17 protein-coding genes and 2 pseudogenes are annotated in these 17,199 nt (G+C 69.4%); 16 read left to right on the top strand and 3 right to left on the bottom strand.

All coding sequences use genetic code 11. The features are described 5' to 3' along the window. Window positions 1–19 precede the first annotated feature (19 nt). Both IE326_RS00680 and IE326_RS00675 read left to right on the top strand, forming a co-directional pair. The gene (locus IE326_RS00680; protein ID WP_229915145.1) at window positions 20–1,117 is read left to right on the top strand and encodes an MAB_1171c family putative transporter; all 1,098 of its coding nucleotides are present in this window, start codon (window positions 20–22) and stop codon (window positions 1,115–1,117) included. A 23-nt stretch (window positions 1,118–1,140) separates the two neighbouring features. After that, on the top strand, window positions 1,141–2,328 hold the full coding sequence (locus IE326_RS00675) for an amidohydrolase family protein (RefSeq protein WP_190040493.1): 1,188 nt from the start codon (window positions 1,141–1,143) through the stop codon (window positions 2,326–2,328). A gap of 54 nt (window positions 2,329–2,382) precedes the next feature. Here IE326_RS00675 and IE326_RS00670 read toward each other — a convergent pair whose 3' ends face one another. Then, window positions 2,383–3,243, bottom strand: coding sequence for a helix-turn-helix transcriptional regulator (locus tag IE326_RS00670; protein WP_229915144.1), 861 nt, complete (start codon window positions 3,241–3,243; stop codon window positions 2,383–2,385). Window positions 3,244–3,597: 354 nt separating this feature from the next. On the opposite strand from IE326_RS00670, the gene IE326_RS00665 reads away from it, so the two are divergent. The 9 genes from IE326_RS00665 (at window position 3,598) to IE326_RS00625 (ending at window position 10,663) form a co-directional block, all read left to right on the top strand. Further along, window positions 3,598–3,924: a transcriptional regulator gene (locus IE326_RS00665; RefSeq protein WP_190040491.1), complete on the top strand. Its 327-nt coding sequence runs from the start codon at window positions 3,598–3,600 to the stop codon at window positions 3,922–3,924. Between the two features lies 1 nt (window position 3,925). Next, complete coding sequence (locus IE326_RS00660) at window positions 3,926–4,945, top strand: hypothetical protein (RefSeq protein WP_190040490.1); 1,020 nt, start codon at window positions 3,926–3,928, stop codon at window positions 4,943–4,945. After that, a complete protein-coding gene (locus tag IE326_RS00655; protein ID WP_190040489.1) occupies window positions 4,945–5,646 on the top strand; it encodes an ATP-binding protein in 702 nt (233 codons plus the stop codon). The genes IE326_RS00660 and IE326_RS00655 overlap by 1 nt, the downstream gene beginning before the upstream one ends. Window positions 5,647–5,764: 118 nt before the next feature. Continuing rightward, window positions 5,765–6,331, top strand: a complete 567-nt coding sequence (locus tag IE326_RS00650) for a WhiB family transcriptional regulator (RefSeq protein WP_190040488.1) — start codon at window positions 5,765–5,767, stop codon at window positions 6,329–6,331. Then, window positions 6,328–7,404 (top strand): DUF2637 domain-containing protein, encoded by a 1,077-nt coding sequence (locus tag IE326_RS00645; RefSeq protein ID WP_190040487.1) that lies wholly within the window; start codon window positions 6,328–6,330, stop codon window positions 7,402–7,404. Before IE326_RS00650 ends, IE326_RS00645 begins: the two co-directional genes overlap by 4 nt. 91 nt (window positions 7,405–7,495) lie before the next feature. Beyond that, window positions 7,496–7,720, top strand: a complete 225-nt coding sequence (locus tag IE326_RS00640) for a hypothetical protein (protein ID WP_189712797.1) — start codon at window positions 7,496–7,498, stop codon at window positions 7,718–7,720. Then, complete coding sequence (locus tag IE326_RS00635) at window positions 7,717–8,382, top strand: plasmid mobilization protein (RefSeq protein WP_190040486.1); 666 nt, start codon at window positions 7,717–7,719, stop codon at window positions 8,380–8,382. The genes IE326_RS00640 and IE326_RS00635 overlap by 4 nt, the downstream gene beginning before the upstream one ends. Beyond that, complete coding sequence (locus IE326_RS00630; protein WP_190040485.1) at window positions 8,382–10,151, top strand: relaxase/mobilization nuclease domain-containing protein; 1,770 nt, start codon at window positions 8,382–8,384, stop codon at window positions 10,149–10,151. The genes IE326_RS00635 and IE326_RS00630 overlap by 1 nt, the downstream gene beginning before the upstream one ends. Window positions 10,152–10,258: 107 nt before the next feature. Next, entirely contained in the window at window positions 10,259–10,663 is a 405-nt protein-coding gene (locus IE326_RS00625; RefSeq protein ID WP_190040484.1) for a hypothetical protein, read from the top strand. Window positions 10,664–10,823: 160 nt separating this feature from the next. On the opposite strand, the gene IE326_RS00620 is transcribed toward IE326_RS00625, so the two are convergent. After that, complete coding sequence (locus tag IE326_RS00620; RefSeq protein ID WP_190040483.1) at window positions 10,824–12,593, bottom strand: hypothetical protein; 1,770 nt, start codon at window positions 12,591–12,593, stop codon at window positions 10,824–10,826. A gap of 340 nt (window positions 12,594–12,933) precedes the next feature. On the opposite strand from IE326_RS00620, the gene IE326_RS00615 reads away from it, so the two are divergent. Next, on the top strand, window positions 12,934–13,764 hold the full coding sequence (locus tag IE326_RS00615; RefSeq protein ID WP_189712792.1) for a hypothetical protein: 831 nt from the start codon (window positions 12,934–12,936) through the stop codon (window positions 13,762–13,764). Window positions 13,765–13,855: 91 nt separating this feature from the next. After that, window positions 13,856–14,194: a hypothetical protein gene (locus tag IE326_RS00610; RefSeq protein ID WP_190040482.1), complete on the top strand. Its 339-nt coding sequence runs from the start codon at window positions 13,856–13,858 to the stop codon at window positions 14,192–14,194. 102 nt (window positions 14,195–14,296) lie between these two features. Here IE326_RS00610 and IE326_RS00605 read toward each other — a convergent pair whose 3' ends face one another. After that, window positions 14,297–14,944, bottom strand: coding sequence for a hypothetical protein (locus IE326_RS00605; protein WP_190040481.1), 648 nt, complete (start codon window positions 14,942–14,944; stop codon window positions 14,297–14,299). A 172-nt stretch (window positions 14,945–15,116) separates the two neighbouring features. On the opposite strand from IE326_RS00605, the pseudogene IE326_RS00600 reads away from it, so the two are divergent. The 3 genes and pseudogenes from IE326_RS00600 to IE326_RS00590 all read left to right on the top strand — a co-directional run. After that, a pseudogene (locus tag IE326_RS00600) lies at window positions 15,117–15,645 on the top strand (transposase family protein); the annotation flags it as partial. Window positions 15,646–15,876: 231 nt separating this feature from the next. Beyond that, window positions 15,877–16,944 carry an IS110 family RNA-guided transposase gene (locus tag IE326_RS00595; protein ID WP_190040480.1) on the top strand — a complete coding sequence of 356 codons (1,068 nt, stop codon included), beginning with the start codon at window positions 15,877–15,879 and terminating at the stop codon, window positions 16,942–16,944. A gap of 16 nt (window positions 16,945–16,960) precedes the next feature. Continuing rightward, window positions 16,961–17,197: pseudogene (locus tag IE326_RS00590) on the top strand (transposase family protein); the annotation flags it as partial. Between the last annotated feature and the right edge of the window lie 2 nt (window positions 17,198–17,199).

Here is a 17,199-nt window from a genome sequence, read left to right as displayed (position 1 = left end):
TGTGGAACTGCTCCTTCTGGTGCTTGTCGCCGCCCTCGGCTGGAAGGTCTACCAGCTGAAACGCTCTCCCCACGACGCACCCCTGCGCTCCGTCACGCTCTGTCTTCTCTGTGCCACGCTCTCGTACCCCGTCGCCATGCCGGGAGGCGCCTCCGGCGTCGACACGGTCGCCGGCCACGGAGCGGCCAAGCTGATCCAGAACGTCCTGCTGCTCCTGACGGTCTACTTCCTGATGTGCTTCTACCTCTTCTCTGCTGCCGACGAAGAGGCGGGGCGCCGGCGGGCGCGCAAGGAAGCGGTCGCCGTCGGCCTCGTCGTGATCGCGATCAGCGCGGCGGCGCTGACGGTCCCGCACGAGGTCTTCGCCGGCAGTTTCAGCACGGCCGACATGACGGTCCCGCAGATCGCCTTCTTCTACGCCGGCGCCGGCCTCTACCTCATGTACGCCCTGGGCATGGCGTACCGCTGGACGACCCAGTACGCGCGCATGTCCCGTCGGCCGCATTCCACCGGGCTGTGGATGACGGCCGTCGGCTTGGGCGCGATGGCCATCGCCTGCGCGATCCGCGCCGTCATCGTCGCCGTTCGATGGGGCGGCGGCGAGGTGCCTCATCCCGTGATGGCAGCCGTCGCCTTCCTCTTGGTCGCGTCTATCCTGCTGTTCGCGGCCGGTATCACCTACTCCGGCGCGCGAGCACGGCTCTCCTCCCTGCGGCTCTGGCTCCGGCACCGACGTGATCACCGCCGCCTCGCCCCCCTGTGGGAACTGCTGACGGAGGCGTATCCCGACACTGTGCTGCGGCCGGCCTCCCCGGCGGCGCTCGACCGCTGGCGTGCCCGCGGTGTGCACCGCCGCTACCACCGTCGCATCGTCGAATGCCGCGACGGCCTGGTGGACATCAGCCCGTACCTTCTGGACGACGGCGACGACAGCGCGATGCTCGACCTCGACACCGACGAGCTCGCGGCCCGACTCCGGAGGGCCGCCGGACGAATCGAGGAAGGGGTTCCGGCGCCGCGCCGTGCCGTCCCTCTCGCGATGGCGCTGGGAAGCGACCGCGAGTCGGATGTGAAACAACTGATAGAGGTGTCCGACGCTCTGAGGAACGCCGTATGACCCCCCACGCCCAAGGAGCCAGCATGCTGATCACCGGCGGACGAGTCATCGTCGGATCGGGGACGTATCTCGAAGACGGGGCCGTCCTCGTCAAGGACGGCTTGATCGCTGCTGTCGGACCGCGCAAGGAGGTCGAGGAGCAGGCCGGCGCCGACACGCCTCGGTTCGCGTTCGACGGGACGATCATGCCGGGCCTGATCGACGCTCACGTCCACTTGGTCTTCGACGGCAGCCCCGACCCGGTGGCCGGCCTCCAGACCTCGACGGACGAAGTCCTGCTCGAAGACATGCGCCATCGTGCGGAGCAGCTTCTGCGCAGCGGCGTCACCACGGCCCGCGACCTCGGCGACCGGGGTGGGCTGGTCCTCCGGCTGGCCGCCGAGATCAGCGAGGGCCGAACTTTGGGGCCGAGGATCGTGTCCGCAGGCACGCCGGTGACCACAGTAGGTGGGCACTGCCACTTCCTCGGAGGCGAGATCGCCGGTGAAGCCGAGGCCCGCGACCTTGTCCGTCGCAATCTCGCGGCCGGCGCCGGAGTCATCAAGGCCATGGTCACCGGCGGCGGCCTGACGAAGGACGGTCCCAAGAGCCACGAGTCCCAGTTCACCAAGGAAGAACTGGGCGCCCTCGTCGACGAGGCCCATCGGGCAGGCGTTCCCGTCGCTGCCCACGCGCACGGAGCCGATGGCATTGCCGCCGCCGTAGAGGCGGGGGTGGACACCATCGAGCACTGCACCTGGATGACCGGCGGCGGCCTCGACTTCCGGCAGGACGTGGTGCAGCAGATCATCGACCGGGGGATCGCCGTCTGCCCTGCGGTCAGCCCTCACTGGCAGATGCTTCCCCGAATCTTCGGAGAGGAGCGAGCCGCCGCGATGTTCGACATGGTGCGCCGGATGGCCGACGCGGGCGTACGCCTGGTGGCCGGCACGGACGCCGGCGTGCAGCGCGCCGGATTCGACGGACTGGTCCCGGCTCTCTCGTTCTACGCCCACCTGGGCCTGACGCCCGCCGCGATCATCGACATGGCGACGTCCGAAGCGGCCACGGCGCTGGGGCTGGACACCACGACCGGGCGGATCACTCCCGGACACCGCGCCGACCTGCTCCTCGTCAACGGCGATCCGCTTTCGGACCTGGGCGCGCTGAAGAACGTCCGTGCCGTGTTCGTCGGCGGAGAGCACTACGAGCCGACGTCGGCGGCCGAGTAGGGGACGCCTGCCCAAGTGCCCTGCCTCCCAAGCTGAGAAGCCGGAGTCAGGGCACTACTCGTTGTCGGTGGGGCCGGCCTTCTTCTCGAACTCGGTCGCGAATTCGTTCAGGATGGAAAGGACCTCTGCGGGTAGACCCTCGGAGCCGAGGCCGCGGGCGCGGACGCGACCCACCTTCCCGTGCTTGGCGGCCGACATCAGGCGCAGCCCTTCATAGACCTGGCGCACGACGGCATCGTCAGGCTCGAAGTACAGACGCGCGACACCGAAGAAGTCGGCGAGCCCCTCCAGAACAACGGGAGCAGGGGTTCCGGCAGAGCCCGTCCGGAGGGCTGCCATCATCTCGGGGTTGGAGACCTCCGCCCCGGCGTACGCGTTCACGGCCTTGGCGATCTCCGCGTCCCCTGGCGCCGTTCCCTCAGGATACGAGCGTTCGAGCAGCAAGGTGATTTTCCCGGCCAGCGTACGAGGGGGCTCCTCGGCCTCGGGAACGAAAGCGGCCTCCCGCTGTACTTCCTCGCCGCGAGCCTTGGCCATGGAACGTTCCTGCGCCCGTCTCACCTCGTCCACGGTGACGCCGTACGCCTCGGCCAAAGAGGGGAGGTACTTGTCCTTGAGGCGCCGCACTCCTTGTTCCGCGCCGGCCACTGGGCCGTCGCTCTTGGTGCCGATGACCGCCGCCATCTCGTACCGGTGCAGGCCGGCGTCGCACCGCAGGTCGGTGAGGTCGGGCAGGCCGTCCCGGGGGAACAGGGAGTCCACCGGTTGCTTGAGCACCTGGGCCAGGGCGGACAGCTTCTCCTGATCCGGCGTGGACGAGCCGAGCTCCCACCCTGCCACCGTCGAATCCGCGACACCCAGGGCGGACGCCACGTCGGACTGAGAGATCTCGGCAGCCCGGCGCACCGAGCGCATGCGAGTTCTGTCGAAGCGGCGAGCTGGCATCAGACCTCGTTTTCGGGAGAGCCGAAGAAACTTCGAGACGTTGACCTTTCGAGTTGGTCAAGATAGTTTCAGGCTACCGAAAAACGCAGGGGTGCGCACCCTCGCCCTCGAGGGCAGGCGTGCGCAGAGGCAGAGCACAGGAGAGGTGGCCGATGCAGGCGAACGGCCCGTGATGAACGCCAGCAATAAAGAACCGGCGCCCGGGAGCTGCTAACTCCCAAGCGCCGGGCCGACACCTCAAGAGGTGTCCAACACATCACGCGGGCGGCGGGGCTTTTGCACGAGAACCACCGCACCGCGCTCCTACGAACAACGGAGTATCGCATGCTCGCCATGCCGAGTGGAACTCTGGCCTGCCCGGAAACCGGCCGCCAGCACCGCCTCGCCACCCAGCTCGCCGACATGATCCCGGGCGCGGCCACGGTCCGGGTCGGTCTCGACGACCCGAAGCAGAGGTGGCCCCATCTGCACGCCGTCGTCAGGAACGAGTCCGGGAGGATCTTGACGACGAACTGTACGACCGCCAGGGTCGCCGCCCGCTGGATCCTGCGGACCTGGCCCGAGGCGGACTGGACCAGGCCGCACGTCTTCGACCTTGCCGACGCCACCCTCACCCACAGCGACTCGGCTGCCGCCGGCCGGGGCCGCTGACATGGCGCGGATCCGAACCATCAAGCCGGAGGCGTTCGTCTCCGAGTCGCTCGCCGAAGTGAGCGTCGAGGCCGAGCGGACCTTCTTCGGGCTCCTCACCCAGTCCGACGACCACGGTCGCCACCGCGACAACGCCGCGATCATCGCCGGACTCCTCTGGCCCCTCCGGGTCGAGCACACCTCGGTCCACGTCGAGGACGACCTCCACCAGCTCGCGAACGCAGGCCTGATCTGCCGGTACACCGGCTGCGACGGCCGCCGCTACCTCCACATCGTGACCTGGTCCGACCACCAGAAGATCGACAAGCCGAGCCAGTCGCGCATCCCCACCTGCCCGGCGCACCAGGCCGCTGCCCGGTGCGCCCCCTGCAAGGGCACCTGCAGCAAGCGGACCGAGGACTCGTCCACCACTCGCCGAGGGCTCGCCGAGGGTTCGCCGAGTACTCCTCGAACCCTCGATTCGGGTGCTCCGGCCACCGCGTCCCCTCGCGACCGCGCAGGCGAGGCTCCCGCTGCCCACCAGGACGCCCTCGACGGCATGATCGGAGCCTCACAGCACGAGGCGGAGAAAAGCACAGGTCAGGGCGCATTCGCCGAGGGTTCTCCGAACCTTCCCCGAAGCGTCGGGGAGGGCTCGGCGCCTGGATCTAGGATCTTGGATCCTGGATCCCTTGTCCCTACTGGGCGCACGGCGCCCGCAGCCGGCGTCTCGGCCAACCAACTCGTCGGCGAGTACGTCGCCGCCTGCGACGAGCGCCCGCCCAGCGACGTGATCGGACACCTCGGCCGGATCACCAAGAAGCTCCTGGGCGAAGGCATCGCCCCCGAGCACATCCGCGCCGGGCTGGCGAACTTCGCCACCAACCCCAAGCACCCCAGCGTGCTGACCAGCATGGTCAACGAGGCCATGAACGCACGCCTCAGCGGTTTGGCACGGCCGGGAATCCGGCCTAACGTGCCCGCCCACCAGGCGTGGACCAACCCGACCGACGCCGCTGCCGCCTACGCCGAGGAGCTGTGATGCGCACCCGACACCGCGAACCGCAGACCCTCGGCGAGGGCACCCTGGACCGGATGGCCCGGATCCTGGCCACCCGCAACATCGACCCCGCTGCCGTCGCTGTACCGGCCGAGGACGAGACCGTCTCCCCGCTGGAGGCCCTGTCGGCCGGGATGCCCCCGCGCTACCGGGCCGCCGTCGCCGACCACCCCCAGGTCCTGACCTGGGTCCGGACCGTTGCCGACGCCGCCGTCGCCCCCAACCAGGGAGCCAGACGGCAGGTCACCACCGGCCCCAGCCTGCTGATGGCCGGCGTCGTCGGCGCGGGCAAGACGCACCAGGCGTACGGCGCGGTCCGGGCTCTGGTGCAGAGCGGAGTCGGCGTGCGCTGGCGCGCGACCACCGCTGCCGACCTGTACGCCGACCTGCGGCCCCGGCCCGGAGCCGACAGCGAGCGGGAGCTGGCCACCGTCAGCCGCTGCCCGCTGCTGATCATCGACGACCTCGGCGCCGCCAAGGCCAGCGACTGGACCGAGGAAGTGACGTACCGGCTGATCAACCGCCGGTACAACTACGAACTCCCGACTCTGATCACCACCAACCTGCGCATCAGCGATCTCCGGGCCCAGCTCGGCGACCGCGTCGCCTCCCGGCTCGCCCAGATGACCACCCGGGTCGAGTTCGAGCAGGTCGACCGCAGACGGCACCGCCTCGCGGCCTGACCAATCCCAAGTCACCACGCCGGGCCGCGCCCGCTACGCGCCGCCCCGAGCCCTTCCCCGACCCAGCGCACCTCTCCGCCGGCGCCCCTGCGCGCGGAGAGCGATCGGAGCACCCTGCATGACCCCCACGACGAACAGCCCCACTCGCCACCGCCTCCTCGGTGACCAGACCTGGCGGGCCGACGCCGTCTGCCAGAGCACCGAGTGCAACCCGGTGGACCCAGAGATCTTCTTCCCCGAGCCGGACGAGACCGACAAGATCACCGCAGCGAAGGCGCTGTGCAACCAGTGCCCGGTCCGCCGAACCTGCCTAGACGCGGCGCTGGAAGGCGGCGACGCCGACGGCATCCGAGGCGGACTGACCGAGGAGGAGCGCCAGCCGCTACACGAGAAGATCGCCGACCGCCTCGACTACAGCCGGGTCAACGACACCATCGCCGGCCGCGACATCCACCTCACCAAGGCCGAGCGCCGCGCGGTCATCCGCGCCGCCTTCCGCCACGGGGTGACCGAGCAGCGCCTGGCCCGACTGCTGAAGATCAGTGAGGAGCATGCCCAGAAGCGGTACCGCGAACTCCGCCGCGCCCTGCGCAACCGAGATCTGAAGCAGACCGAGACGGCCACCGCCACGCTCGAGGCCGGCGGCGAGCGCCTGGGCCGCGACGACTTCGGGACGGCGGCGTGAGCGCCACGACCGCGCCGAAGACGGCGCACATATCCGGCTGGGACCGCGCGGTCGTCATCGCCCTCGGCGGCGCGGGCTGCGCCCTGTCGTACGACGCCCTGCAGCAGATGGCCGTCGCCATCCACATCCGGGGCTTCCTGACCTACCTCTTCCCCCTGGTGATCGACGGGTTCATCGCCTACGGCGTCCGGGCGCTCCTGGTCCTGCGCGACGCGCCGCTGCGCGCCAGGCTCTACGTCTGGACCCTCTTCGGCACGGCCACCGCCGCCAGCATCTGGGCCAACGCCCTCCACGCCGTCCGGCTCAACGAGCAGACCGTCGCCGGCACCGGCCTCCGGCTCGGAGACACGGTGGTCGCGGTGCTGTCCACCATCGCCCCGCTCGCCCTGGCCGGAGCGGTCCACCTCTACATCCTCATCGCCCGGAGGCCGGTCAAGAGCAGTGACCGCGAGGACCTCGGTCAGGCCGGTCACCCGGGTCAGGTCGACCGGCTCGACGCCGCCGAAGTCACCCCGACCGACTGGGTCGGTCAGCAGCAGCCAGCGGCCGGTCAGGGCACCCCCGGTCAGCCGGTCACTGCACTGACCGACCAGCCCCCGCTGCCCCTGGACAAGAAGGCCCCCGCCCCCCGGTCACTGACCGGGGACACGACCCCGGCGGACAGTCCGACGCCGGTCACCGGTCATCCCGGTCACTCCGGTCAGCGGCACAAGGCCGCTGACCTGCCCGGACAGCCGGACACGGCGCGGCCGGTCACTGACCGCGCCGAAGACGCTGCCCTGGTCACCCGTGACCAGAACAGCCAGACAGCGGATCCCGGTCAGCCGGTCACCCAGCCGCCGGTCACTGACCGGGGCACCCGGACACCTGGTGACCGGCGGCCCGACCCGGACACCGAGGAGCTGCTGAAGATCGCCCGGTCGGCGGTCAGGACCCAGGACAAGCTGACCCGCAAGGTGGTCGCCCAGGCGATCCGCGGTCAGCAGATCCCGCTCTCCAGCGACACCCTGACCACCCTGATGGCCCAGCTCCGCGCCCAGCACGGACAACCGGTCACCTCAACCCGCCCCTGACCGAACCTCCACGGAGCGGGTGACCGAGCCGGTCACCCCGACCGGTCACCCGCTCCGGACACCCCTCCCGAACAGAAGCGGAGCCCACCTGATGCGCACTCACCCGGCCACGCCCGCCGAAGTTGAGTCCTGGCTGACCGTCCTGCACCAGCGCGGCCACCTCCACCACGCCCAATCCGGCCCCGATACCACCTGGATCGTGCAGCGCGGGCAGCACGACCGCCCTTGGACCCTCCACCACCCGGTCCTCGCCATGGACTGGATCGAGGAAATCGTCCGCGAAATCCAGCAGCAGAACCCCGAGACGAGCCGGTGACCACCGACGACCCGGCAGCGACCACGGCCGGAGAGCAGCGTGACCCCACGACGGCTCCTGGCGGAGCAAGCTATCGCGTACGACGGTCCTACGGCCCGTCGCACGCACTTGCCCCCGCCCCAGAGGGCGAGGGAAGCCCGGCTGGTCCCCGAGCGAGGGCGCACGGGGACCAGCCGGGCAACCGGCACCAGGGGGCGCCGGTCACCGAGGGAGAAGCCGACCACGACGACCACCGCGAGCAACCGAGCCCGAGCACACCCGCCTTCCCCGACCGCACACCGCGCCGCCGCCCCCGTAACCCGAGCGAACGCACCCGCAAGACGACCACCCGCCTCTCCGACGACGAGAAAGCCGAGATCGCTGCCGCAGCCGCGCAGCGCAACGTCACCGTCGCCCGCTTCCTCGCCGCCGCCGGTCTAGCCGCCGCCCGCGGTTCGACCGCCCTGCACACCAACGAACAACTCGACGCGGCCATCGACGAACTCGCCGCCCTGCGCACCGCCCTGGCCCGGATCGGCAACAACACCAACCAGATCGCCTACACCCTCAACAGCGGCAGCCGCCCGCGGGTCGGCGAACTCGACCACGCCCTCATGGCCCTTACCCGGCTTCTCGCACGCCTCGACGACGCGGCGAACGACCTGGTGACCAGGAGGCTGTGATGGTCCCCGACATCGGACGCGGCTCCCGCACCCACGGACTCCTCGTCTACCTCTACGGCCCCGGCCGACGCGAGGAGCACACCGACGCACACCTCGTGGGCTCCTGGGACGGCTTCGCCCCCGACCCCGGCCGCGACACCAGCCCCGACCCCGACCCGAAGGCCACCCTCGCCCGCCTCACCGCAGCCCTCGACCTGCGGGTCAAGCAGGCCGGCGACCGCGCACCCGCCAAGCATGTCTGGCACTGCTCGGTCCGCACCGCCCCCGGCGACCGGCGGTTCTCCGACGAGGAGTGGAACGCCATCGCCCAGCGCATCGTCCACGCCACGGGCATCGCCCCGGACGGTGATCCCGACGGCTGCCGGTGGATCGCCGTCCGCCACGCGGAAGACCACATCCACATCGTCGCCACCCTGGTCCGAGGAGACCTGCGCAACCCACGCCTGAACTACGACTTCAACAAGGCCCAGGCCGAATGCCGGCGCATCGAGAAGGAGATGGACCTGCGCCGCCTCAACGCCGGCGACGGCACCGCAGCGAAGAACCCCACCAGCGCCGAGAAGTTCAAGGCCGAACGCACCGGCCGCCCCGAGACCCCCCGCGAGACGCTCCGCGAAGCCGTCCGCCAAGCCCTTGCCGGAGCCGCCACCGAAGAGGAGTTCTTCACCCGCCTTCACGAGGCGGGCCTGCGCGTGAAGGTGCGCCACGCATCGTCCGGTGACGCCCTCGGCTACAACGTAGCCCTTCCCGGCGACCGCAACCGCCACGGCGACCCGATCTGGTACCCCGGCTCCAAGCTCGCCCCCGACCTGTCCCTCCCGAAGATCCGCCACCACCTGGCCGACGGCCTCACCGACCAGGCCGCGCCCCCCGCTGCCGAAGGCCGACCGGACTGGCCCCCACCCGCCCGAGCACGCCGCAGCGCCACCGGCACCGCCGAGCACGCCGCCGTCCTCCTCGACCGCGACGACGACGAAGCCGCCGCCCACCTCGTCGGCGTCGGAGAACTCCTCGACGCCCTCGCCCAGACCTCCCCCGCCGCCACCCGCGCCGAGCTGGCCGCCGCCGCCCGATCCTTCGAACGTGCGACCCGCAGCCACGTGCGAGCAGAGCGCGCCGACACCCGAGCCATCCGCTTCGCCGCCCGAGGCATCATCCAGGCCGGCGGCGCCCTCGGGCGCGGCGAAGACGGCGGCACCACCGCCATGCTCGTCTCCACCCTCGTCCTGGTCGCCCTCGCCGCCGCCCGTTGGCACTCCGCCCACGGCCACGCCCAGCAGGCCCACGCCGCCCGCCAGACCGCCCAACACCTCCGCACCGCCTACCGCCTCGCCGCCAACACCCCCATGCGAGCACTCCACGACCAAGGCCGCGCCCTGCCCGAGGCCGACCGGCGGAAGTACGAGAGCACCATCCGAACAGTCCTGAAGGAACAGGACGTCCGCACAGAAGGCGCCTCGACGCAGACGGACGCCTTGGCCGCCACCCTCGCCCAGGCCGAAGCAGCAGGACACGACCCCGAGGTCCTCCTCCAGCGGGCCATCGACATGCGCGAACTCGACACCGCCGCGGACGTGAACGACGTCCTGGTCTGGCGCCTGCGCCGGATCGCGCAGCTCCCCGCCCACCCAGGGGAAGCTACTCATCGCCAGCAGGCTGGCACCCGGCCGAACAGGCCCTCGGCCCGCCCCACCAGCGGACGGAACACATCCGCAGCAGCGCCGCGCCCTGCCGTCCCTGCCCCGCGCAGTCGCCCGCCGCGCCGCTGACCAGTGCGCCCGGAAAGCTGGTCACTGGCCGCCGGATGCCTCGAAATGCCTGGACAAGCGGTTCCACCGGCTGTTACGGCTGAAAACAGCAAGCCCTCGACCGGGAGATGACGCTCGTGCTCAGAACCACCGACCACACCACCGAGCCGGCACCCGTGCTGCCCGCCCTCCTTGCCGGCACCGACCCCCTGCTGTACCTCCAGAACGAGACTCAGCCGGCCGACGGCCCCGGCGCGACCCGCTGCCTCAGCCACCCGCAGGAGCTGGCCTTCGGCGGCATCCCCGCGATGTGCTCGGGCTGCCGGGCCCGACGCGACTGGCTGCTCATCAACCACGGCCGCAACGTCTGGGTCTGCTGCCGGTGCGGCGACCAGTGGCTCGAACCCGAGATCAGCCGCGCCGACTTCGACGCTCTGAGCGGCACCCCGGACGTCACGAACTACCCCAGCGTCGAGCAGGCCCTCACCGCGCTCGGCTTCGACGGCGCTTTTGCAGGCACCTACCTGGCGTAGGACCTGACGGGCGATCACGTGAAACTCGCTGCGTGATCGCCCGGATCATGGAGCGGTTCGGTATGGGCCCAGGCTGCTCGGTCGAATCTCGTACGCTGGCGAGCCCGTCCACGCTCTGCTGCGGTGACCGGCTCCCCGAAAACGATCGACCGCTCCGGTTCTACTCGCTGTCACAGGCTGTGGCGTCGGAACCAGCCGGTTCCGCAGATCTGGTGCTGGCGTTCTCGTTCTTTCCGCCCGCCTGGGGGAGGGCGTAGCGGCGCCGCTGAAACTCATTGCGTTCCACGTCCGGGATCGTCATCGATTCGGCAAGCACGGCGGCGAGCGCGTCCACTTCGGTGTCGGCTACGTCGGTCTGAAAGAGCCACCGGATGTTTTCGTCGCGCGTGATGAGATCGATCGCCGGACGCGCGTTTCCGTCCTGCGCGGTCGCTGCCCGTACGTATCGCACGAGATCGATCGGGATGTCTCGAACGATCTCGCCCTGCTCGAGGAATGCGTTCGCCCTGGCTGTGATGATGCGGCGATCCGTGACGGCGACCAGGGTCTTTGCCGAGGTCTTGTCCCTTGCCGCAGCCAACTTCTCCTTTGCTCCGCTGAAGATCGCGGAGATGGGGCCGAAGGCATCGAGCTGGTCGGGGAAGCCGAGGACGCGCAGGGCCTCACCGTCCTTGAGGAACCAGCGCAGGATGGGAAGGTACGGTTCGAGAGTCAGCGATTCGGGGGCGCAGACGATGCTCGGGGCCTCGAGCGGGGGAGTCGGCGGGTGAAGAGCGTCGGCAAGCGGCGCGATTGCTTCCAGAAGCCGGGCGGAGGTTTCACGGGCAGCCTTCACGTCCTTCCGTTTCCCCGGCAGCGGCCATGAGTCGGGCCCGGGGAGCTCGACGGTGATCCGCAACTCCCGCGTCAGCGAGTCGACGAGGCTCGTCGACTCGGCGAGGACGGAGTCGAACTCCGCGCGGGTGTCGCGTGCGATGACCTCGGCATACTGCGCCTCGGCGGCGTCTTCGCGCCCAGCGGCTCTCGCCCTCGCGGCGCGGAGCGCGTGGTACCCGGTCCATGCCTTGAGGGAGGACAGGAGGGCGTAGGCGTCGAAAGCGATCGCCTCGGCGTTCGTCTGCAAATACTCACGGTGGCTGCGTGCGTCAGCCCGACCGATCTGCCGGACGTGGTCGCGGACGTTCCCCTGGTAGAGCTCAAGCTGCTTCTGCAGCAGCGCTCCGCTGCCCGCGACGTCATCCCACAAGGACGTCGGGACCGATTCGATCTCCCGCGCCTGGGCGACCGCGCGATCGATGGCGGCGACGAGCCCGGTCAGTTCAGCCCACTGATCCTTGCGGATGTCTGCGAGGACCTGACTCGTCACCGCGAGGTTGGCCCTGACGAGGCCCGAGACCTCACTCAGCATCATCTGAAGGGCTACCATGGCCAGCGCCGGCCCGACCGAGGCCGCGGTCTGCGCCTTGCTCACCGCGTTCACGGAGTAGAAGCGAGCCTGATGCAAGAAGTGGCCAGGAACCATCACCGCGCCGAGGTTCCCGCCGTCCTTGGCGGCGAGGGTCGCGCCGCTCTTGAGCAGGGCCTGCGCCGTGTCGCCGATCCTGTAGAGCCCCTGCACGCTGGCGAACGCGTTTCCGAGATTGCCTGCCAAGGTCGCCGCGTTACCGATCGAGGCGAGGACCGCCGAGATCTGCTTGCGGTCGGCAGCCGGAACGATCCCGAAGTCGATCAGATCAGGCTTCAGCTCCGGCGGGACCTCACCGGCGACGACGGCCACCCCCGGGAGCACCTCCACCAGGACCGTCGACACCGCCGTCGAGTCGACGTCCGAGTCGGACACCGGGCCGTCTGCAATGAGCGAGTCGGCGGAATCGCTCCGACCGTTCTCCCCCGGAACGGCTATCTCCATCGAGTCCGAAGGGTCCTGCATGTGGTTTCCTCCCCAGCGAGGGCACGCGACGGGTAGACACCGTCGGCACTCACTGCCGAATCCTACGGCCCGACGCCCCGCGGTCCGGCCCGAATCCACCCAGTTGATTCCGGACCGACACGTGCCGGGCACGGGCGCATCTGGCGGCGCGGAACCATTTCCAGCAGGGCTGGCAGCGAACGCCCGCCCCCGCCGTTCCGCGCACGCGGCCTGGCAGCACCATGCGGGGGCGACGGGTACGCTCACCGTCGATGCGGCCCTGTTGCCGCACCCTTCAAACCGATGGGGAGCGAGCCGGCTCGGGGGGCGGGCGGCGGCGCGAGGAGAACCGGGGGTAGCCATGTCCATGGCCATGTGTCCGCTGTGCAGTGACGACGAGGACATCGAGGTGCGCGCGACGCTCGACGGCGGACGCCGGGTGGTCCGACACCGGTGCGGCTTCGAGTGGGAGCACGGCGGGCTCCCGTCCCCGCAGAAGCAGACGCCCCGCTCCTTCGAGGCGCTCAAGGCACGGTTCCCGAAACCTGAGGACGTCGACCCCGAGCGGTTGGAGCGCGTGGCCCGGTTGAAGGCGCAGTACCTCGCGGTCAAGCCGGACCTCGACTCGCGAGTAGCCGCCTACTGGGCCAAGTACCAGGAGGTATTCGCCCCCGACGGACTGCGGACGTGCAACCCGCAGGTGCTCAAGGACTTCGCCAACTCCGAGATCGGCGCGCGGCCCGGGAACCAGGCCACGTTCAATTCCGCGTGGAACGACATGGGTGATGCGGCGGCAGCCGAGGCGACCCGCTCAACGATCGGATACCTCCTGCACGGGCCCGGCGAGGTGCCCTTGGAGGACCGGCTCCAGCAACTGCTCGACGGATCGAAGCCCTTCGCCATGACCGGCTTCAAGGAAGCGCTCCTGACAAGGGTCCTGTGCGTGGTGTACCCCGAGCGATTCCTCACGATCCTCAAGTACATGACGGATGCGGGTGGCAAGCGCGAGATCGCGCGGCTGGTCTACGGCTTGGAGCTTCCGGCCCCCGAGTCGGTGAGCTGGACCCGTGGGCGCCTCATTCTCTGGAGCAATGATCTCCTCCGCACCCTCGTCGGAGAAGGCTTCGCCAACCAGCAGCACTCGGCCGCGTTCCTGTGGTGGGCCAAGGACCGAGTCGAGCGGAGCGGGTGACCGTAGAGCAGGGGCCGAGCGCCGTCGCGCGTGGAGCGGGCAGCGTGCCGTTCGGCGGACTCGGGAACCGTCCTCGATCTTTGGGGGAAAGATGGGCGAATACAACTGCCAGCATTGCGGGAAGATTGTCCCCTTGCGTATTGGTGTCCCATATGCGCAAGTGATGGATGACCACTACCAGCAGGCAGGCCACCGCCGCGCCTGCGCAGGACGCAATGCTGCACCTGGCATGGCGGGGCAGCAGCATCCAGGATGCATCTTCGTTGTAGTCGCGCTCTTGGTCGTTGCCGTCGTGTCAATTGTCGTCTCGGCAAACGAGAAACCCGCTCCTGCCGACCCGAACCCTACGAGCGAGATCCGGGACCCCGGGTACTCCAGCAGCCTCTGCGAAGGTCGCGACTATCAGGTGTACGACGACTGCGCCTATTGAGGTAGAAGTGAGCCTTTTCCAACCTCACGCTGACGTGTGATGAAGAGCCAGCACGGCTTGGACGATCGCGGTGATGCGGTTGGTGCTGCAGGCAAGAGGCCGTCAGTCAGGCGTATTGTGCCGTGCTGCGTACTCCTGGGCCCAGGCGACGAACTCGTCCGCAAGCGGGTAGTCGGTCTCCACCGCCTGGAGCAGGTGTTCCAGGGCTACCGGTGCCACGCGGTCCACGTTGAGGAGGACGGCTGCCCAACCGGCCGGACGGTGATGTCGCAGGTGACTGGAACGCTGCCGCATCTCGGCGGCCAGGACATCACGGTCCAGGAATCGCCTCATGGCCGGAAACGTGTGATCGCGCAGCACTTCGGCCAGGTGCTCGGCACACTCTTCCGGTTCGACGCCGGCTCCGTACGTCCACAAACCGTCCAGCGAGCTGCCCCCCGGGACATCGAAGGCCACACCCGCAGGTGGCTTCACTTCCCACCCAAGCATCCCGAAACCCGAACCGGGAAGGTGGTCCTTGGCCTGGTCCCAGTGCTGGCGCTGAGTCCAGGCGCGTTCCGTCAGCGGAACGACGGACACCCGGACGAAGAAGCTCTGGAGCTTCGGATCCATCGGGTGTGCCTGCAATTCGAGCACCGCGCAGTCGCCGCGTTCCCCCAACATCCGGAGCACGCCGCCCTCCGGGACAAGCCCGGCTTCCTTGGCGACAGGCACGACATAACGCCGGCGCCAAGCGCTCTGCGAGATCATCGCTCTCCTTCACTTCGGCCACCATGCCGCCAGTTCGAACATCTCCACGGTGACGCCCGCAGTGAGCCACCTCCAAACTGCCGATGATGTACGACAGTTGGCCTGACAACGTGATGAAGCCCCTGGTAGATGGGATTTCGACCAAGAGAACCGTCTCCACCAGAGGCTTCACGTGCTTGTCTACCCGTCGGGCGTCGACGTGTCCAGTTCCGCCCTCCGCTTCCTCACGCAGCAGTTGCGGCGCCACCGCCGCGCGATCAGCTCCCGGTGGCGGCGCCTGAGCGCGGGCCGCCAGGCCCTGCTCACCCTCGCCCATCTGCGAATGGGGCACACCTATGCCCAGCTCGCGGTCGGGTTCGGCATCGGCACCACGACGGCCTACCGCTACGTCACCGAGGCCGTCGAGCTCCTGGCCGTTCTCGCCCCCAGCCTGGCCGAAGCGGTGCGGACCGCGCCGGCGAAGGCATATCTCCTCCTCGACGGCACGGTCCTTGCCCATCGACCGCATCGCCGCGGACCGGCCGTTCTACTCCGGCAGGCACAAGAAGCACGGGATGAACGTGCAGGTACTCGCCGACCCCTTCGGCCGGCTGCTGTGGGCATCACCGGCCTTGCCCGGCGCCGTCCACGACGTCCGCGCGGCCCGCGAACACGGCATCGTCGACGCCCTCGCCGGGGCCGGCATCCGGTGCTGGGCCGACAGTGATGATGGTTGGTGGTGCCACCGGCAGGTCTGACCCTTGGGCTGACTGACCACAACTTCCGTGTCTTTGCCTTGATCTGTCGGCCTGTCGGTGACACCACCGCACGCAGCCCGGAAGGGTGTCGTGACTTCATAGGAGCTTGTGCGAGAAGCCCCGTCACTGTCGTGTTCGTTCTCCCGACCGGCGCGTGCTGCCCTGTCCACGCGATGAGAAGGCAGCAGGCCCAGCATGATCGACGAGCATCCCGAGCGTGAGGTCTTTGCCGGAGTCGACACTCACACCGACACCCACCACGCCGCTGTTGTCGACCCGCTCGGGCGGCCCGTGGCCGACCAGGAGTTTCCCGCCACCACCCAGGGATATCGCGCCCTGCTGACGTGGCTCGGCACATTCGGCCAGGTACAGGCGGTGGGCGTCGAGTGCACTGGATCCTATGGGGCGGGGCTGACCACCGTGCTGACTGCGAGCGGCCTGGTGGTGGTCGAGGTCAACGTCCCCGACCGGGGCACTCGCCATTCCCGTGGCAAGTCCGACCCGATCGACGCTTACGTGGCCGCCCGGGCAGCAGCCTCGGGACGAGCCCAGGCCATTCCCAAATCCCGCACCGGCACAGTTGAAGCCCTGCGCCAACTGCGAGTGACCCGCGCCTCCGCGATCAAGGCCAGGACGCAAGCGATCAACCAACTCATCGGCTTGCGAGTCACCACTCCTGAGCCTCTGCGTCAGACGCTCGCAGGGCTCACGCGCGCCGCCCTGGTCAATAGCTGCCTTCGGCTGCGGCCCGGGCCCGACCTCGGCGACCCTGTTCACGCCTCCCGCTTCGCCCTGCGCCAGCTGGCTCGCCGCATCCGCAGACTCACCGAAGAGATCGACGAAGTCGACGAGCACCTTTCCGTGCTCACCGCGGCGGCTGCCCCCGAACTGGTCGCGCTGTTCGGCGTGGGCACAGGGACCGCCGGCCAGCTGCTGGTCACGGCCGGCGACAACCCCGAGCGCTTGCGCTCGGAGGCCGCCTTCGCGGCTCTGTGCGGCGCCGCTCCAGTCCCAGCCTCTTCCGGGCGCACCGACAGACACCGCCTCAGTCGGGGCGGTGATCGCCAGGCCAACCGTGCCCTTCACATGATCGCGGTGGTTCGTATGCGCTATTGCCCTCGCACCCGGGCCTACGTCGCGCGGCGCGTCCAGCAGGGGCTGACGAAGAAAGACATCATCCGTTGCCTCAAGCGCTTCATAGCCCGGGAGGTCTACCACGCTCTCAACCAGCCCCGCGCTCGCCACGCCATCTCAACTACTTGACGTCTATAGGAGCATCAAGGGATACCGAGGTGCCGGTGGCACGGTCCGCATCCCGTGCTGGGGACGCTGGGAGACCCTCTCCGCAGGCCAGCAGGCGGTGAACCGGTCCCACGCGAAGATCCGGGCCCTGGCCGAGAAGGCCGTCGCCACCCTCAAGTCCTGGCGGCTCCTCCGCAAACTGCGGTGCTCGACCACCCGGATCACCAGCCTCGTCCAGGCCGTCCTCACTCTGCATCTGACCAGCTCAAGATGAAG

Source organism: Streptomyces filamentosus (assembly GCF_014654895.1).
Lineage (GTDB): Bacteria > Actinomycetota > Actinomycetes > Streptomycetales > Streptomycetaceae > Streptomyces > Streptomyces filamentosus.
The sequence above is the reverse complement of the archived record's forward strand: the minus strand, read 5'-3'. Positions and strand labels throughout refer to the sequence as shown.

Excerpts from the sequence above, each read along its gene's own strand:
- IE326_RS00665 (WP_190040491.1), top strand. The coding sequence starts at position 3,598 with ATGCTCGCCATGCCGAGTGGAACTCTGGCCTGCCCGGAAACCGGCCGC.
- IE326_RS00670 (WP_229915144.1), bottom strand. The coding sequence starts at position 3,243 with ATGCGCTCGGTGCGCCGGGCTGCCGAGATCTCTCAGTCCGACGTGGCG.
- IE326_RS00620 (WP_190040483.1), bottom strand. The coding sequence starts at position 12,593 with ATGCAGGACCCTTCGGACTCGATGGAGATAGCCGTTCCGGGGGAGAAC.
- IE326_RS00650 (WP_190040488.1), top strand. The coding sequence starts at position 5,765 with ATGACCCCCACGACGAACAGCCCCACTCGCCACCGCCTCCTCGGTGAC.
- IE326_RS00660 (WP_190040490.1), top strand. The coding sequence starts at position 3,926 with ATGGCGCGGATCCGAACCATCAAGCCGGAGGCGTTCGTCTCCGAGTCG.
- IE326_RS00640 (WP_189712797.1), top strand. The coding sequence starts at position 7,496 with ATGCGCACTCACCCGGCCACGCCCGCCGAAGTTGAGTCCTGGCTGACC.
- IE326_RS00655 (WP_190040489.1), top strand. The coding sequence starts at position 4,945 with ATGCGCACCCGACACCGCGAACCGCAGACCCTCGGCGAGGGCACCCTG.
- IE326_RS00675 (WP_190040493.1), top strand. The coding sequence starts at position 1,141 with ATGCTGATCACCGGCGGACGAGTCATCGTCGGATCGGGGACGTATCTC.
- IE326_RS00615 (WP_189712792.1), top strand. The coding sequence starts at position 12,934 with ATGTCCATGGCCATGTGTCCGCTGTGCAGTGACGACGAGGACATCGAG.
- IE326_RS00610 (WP_190040482.1), top strand. The coding sequence starts at position 13,856 with ATGGGCGAATACAACTGCCAGCATTGCGGGAAGATTGTCCCCTTGCGT.
- IE326_RS00625 (WP_190040484.1), top strand. The coding sequence starts at position 10,259 with ATGACGCTCGTGCTCAGAACCACCGACCACACCACCGAGCCGGCACCC.
- IE326_RS00630 (WP_190040485.1), top strand. The coding sequence starts at position 8,382 with ATGGTCCCCGACATCGGACGCGGCTCCCGCACCCACGGACTCCTCGTC.
- IE326_RS00595 (WP_190040480.1), top strand. The coding sequence starts at position 15,877 with ATGATCGACGAGCATCCCGAGCGTGAGGTCTTTGCCGGAGTCGACACT.
- IE326_RS00605 (WP_190040481.1), bottom strand. The coding sequence starts at position 14,944 with ATGATCTCGCAGAGCGCTTGGCGCCGGCGTTATGTCGTGCCTGTCGCC.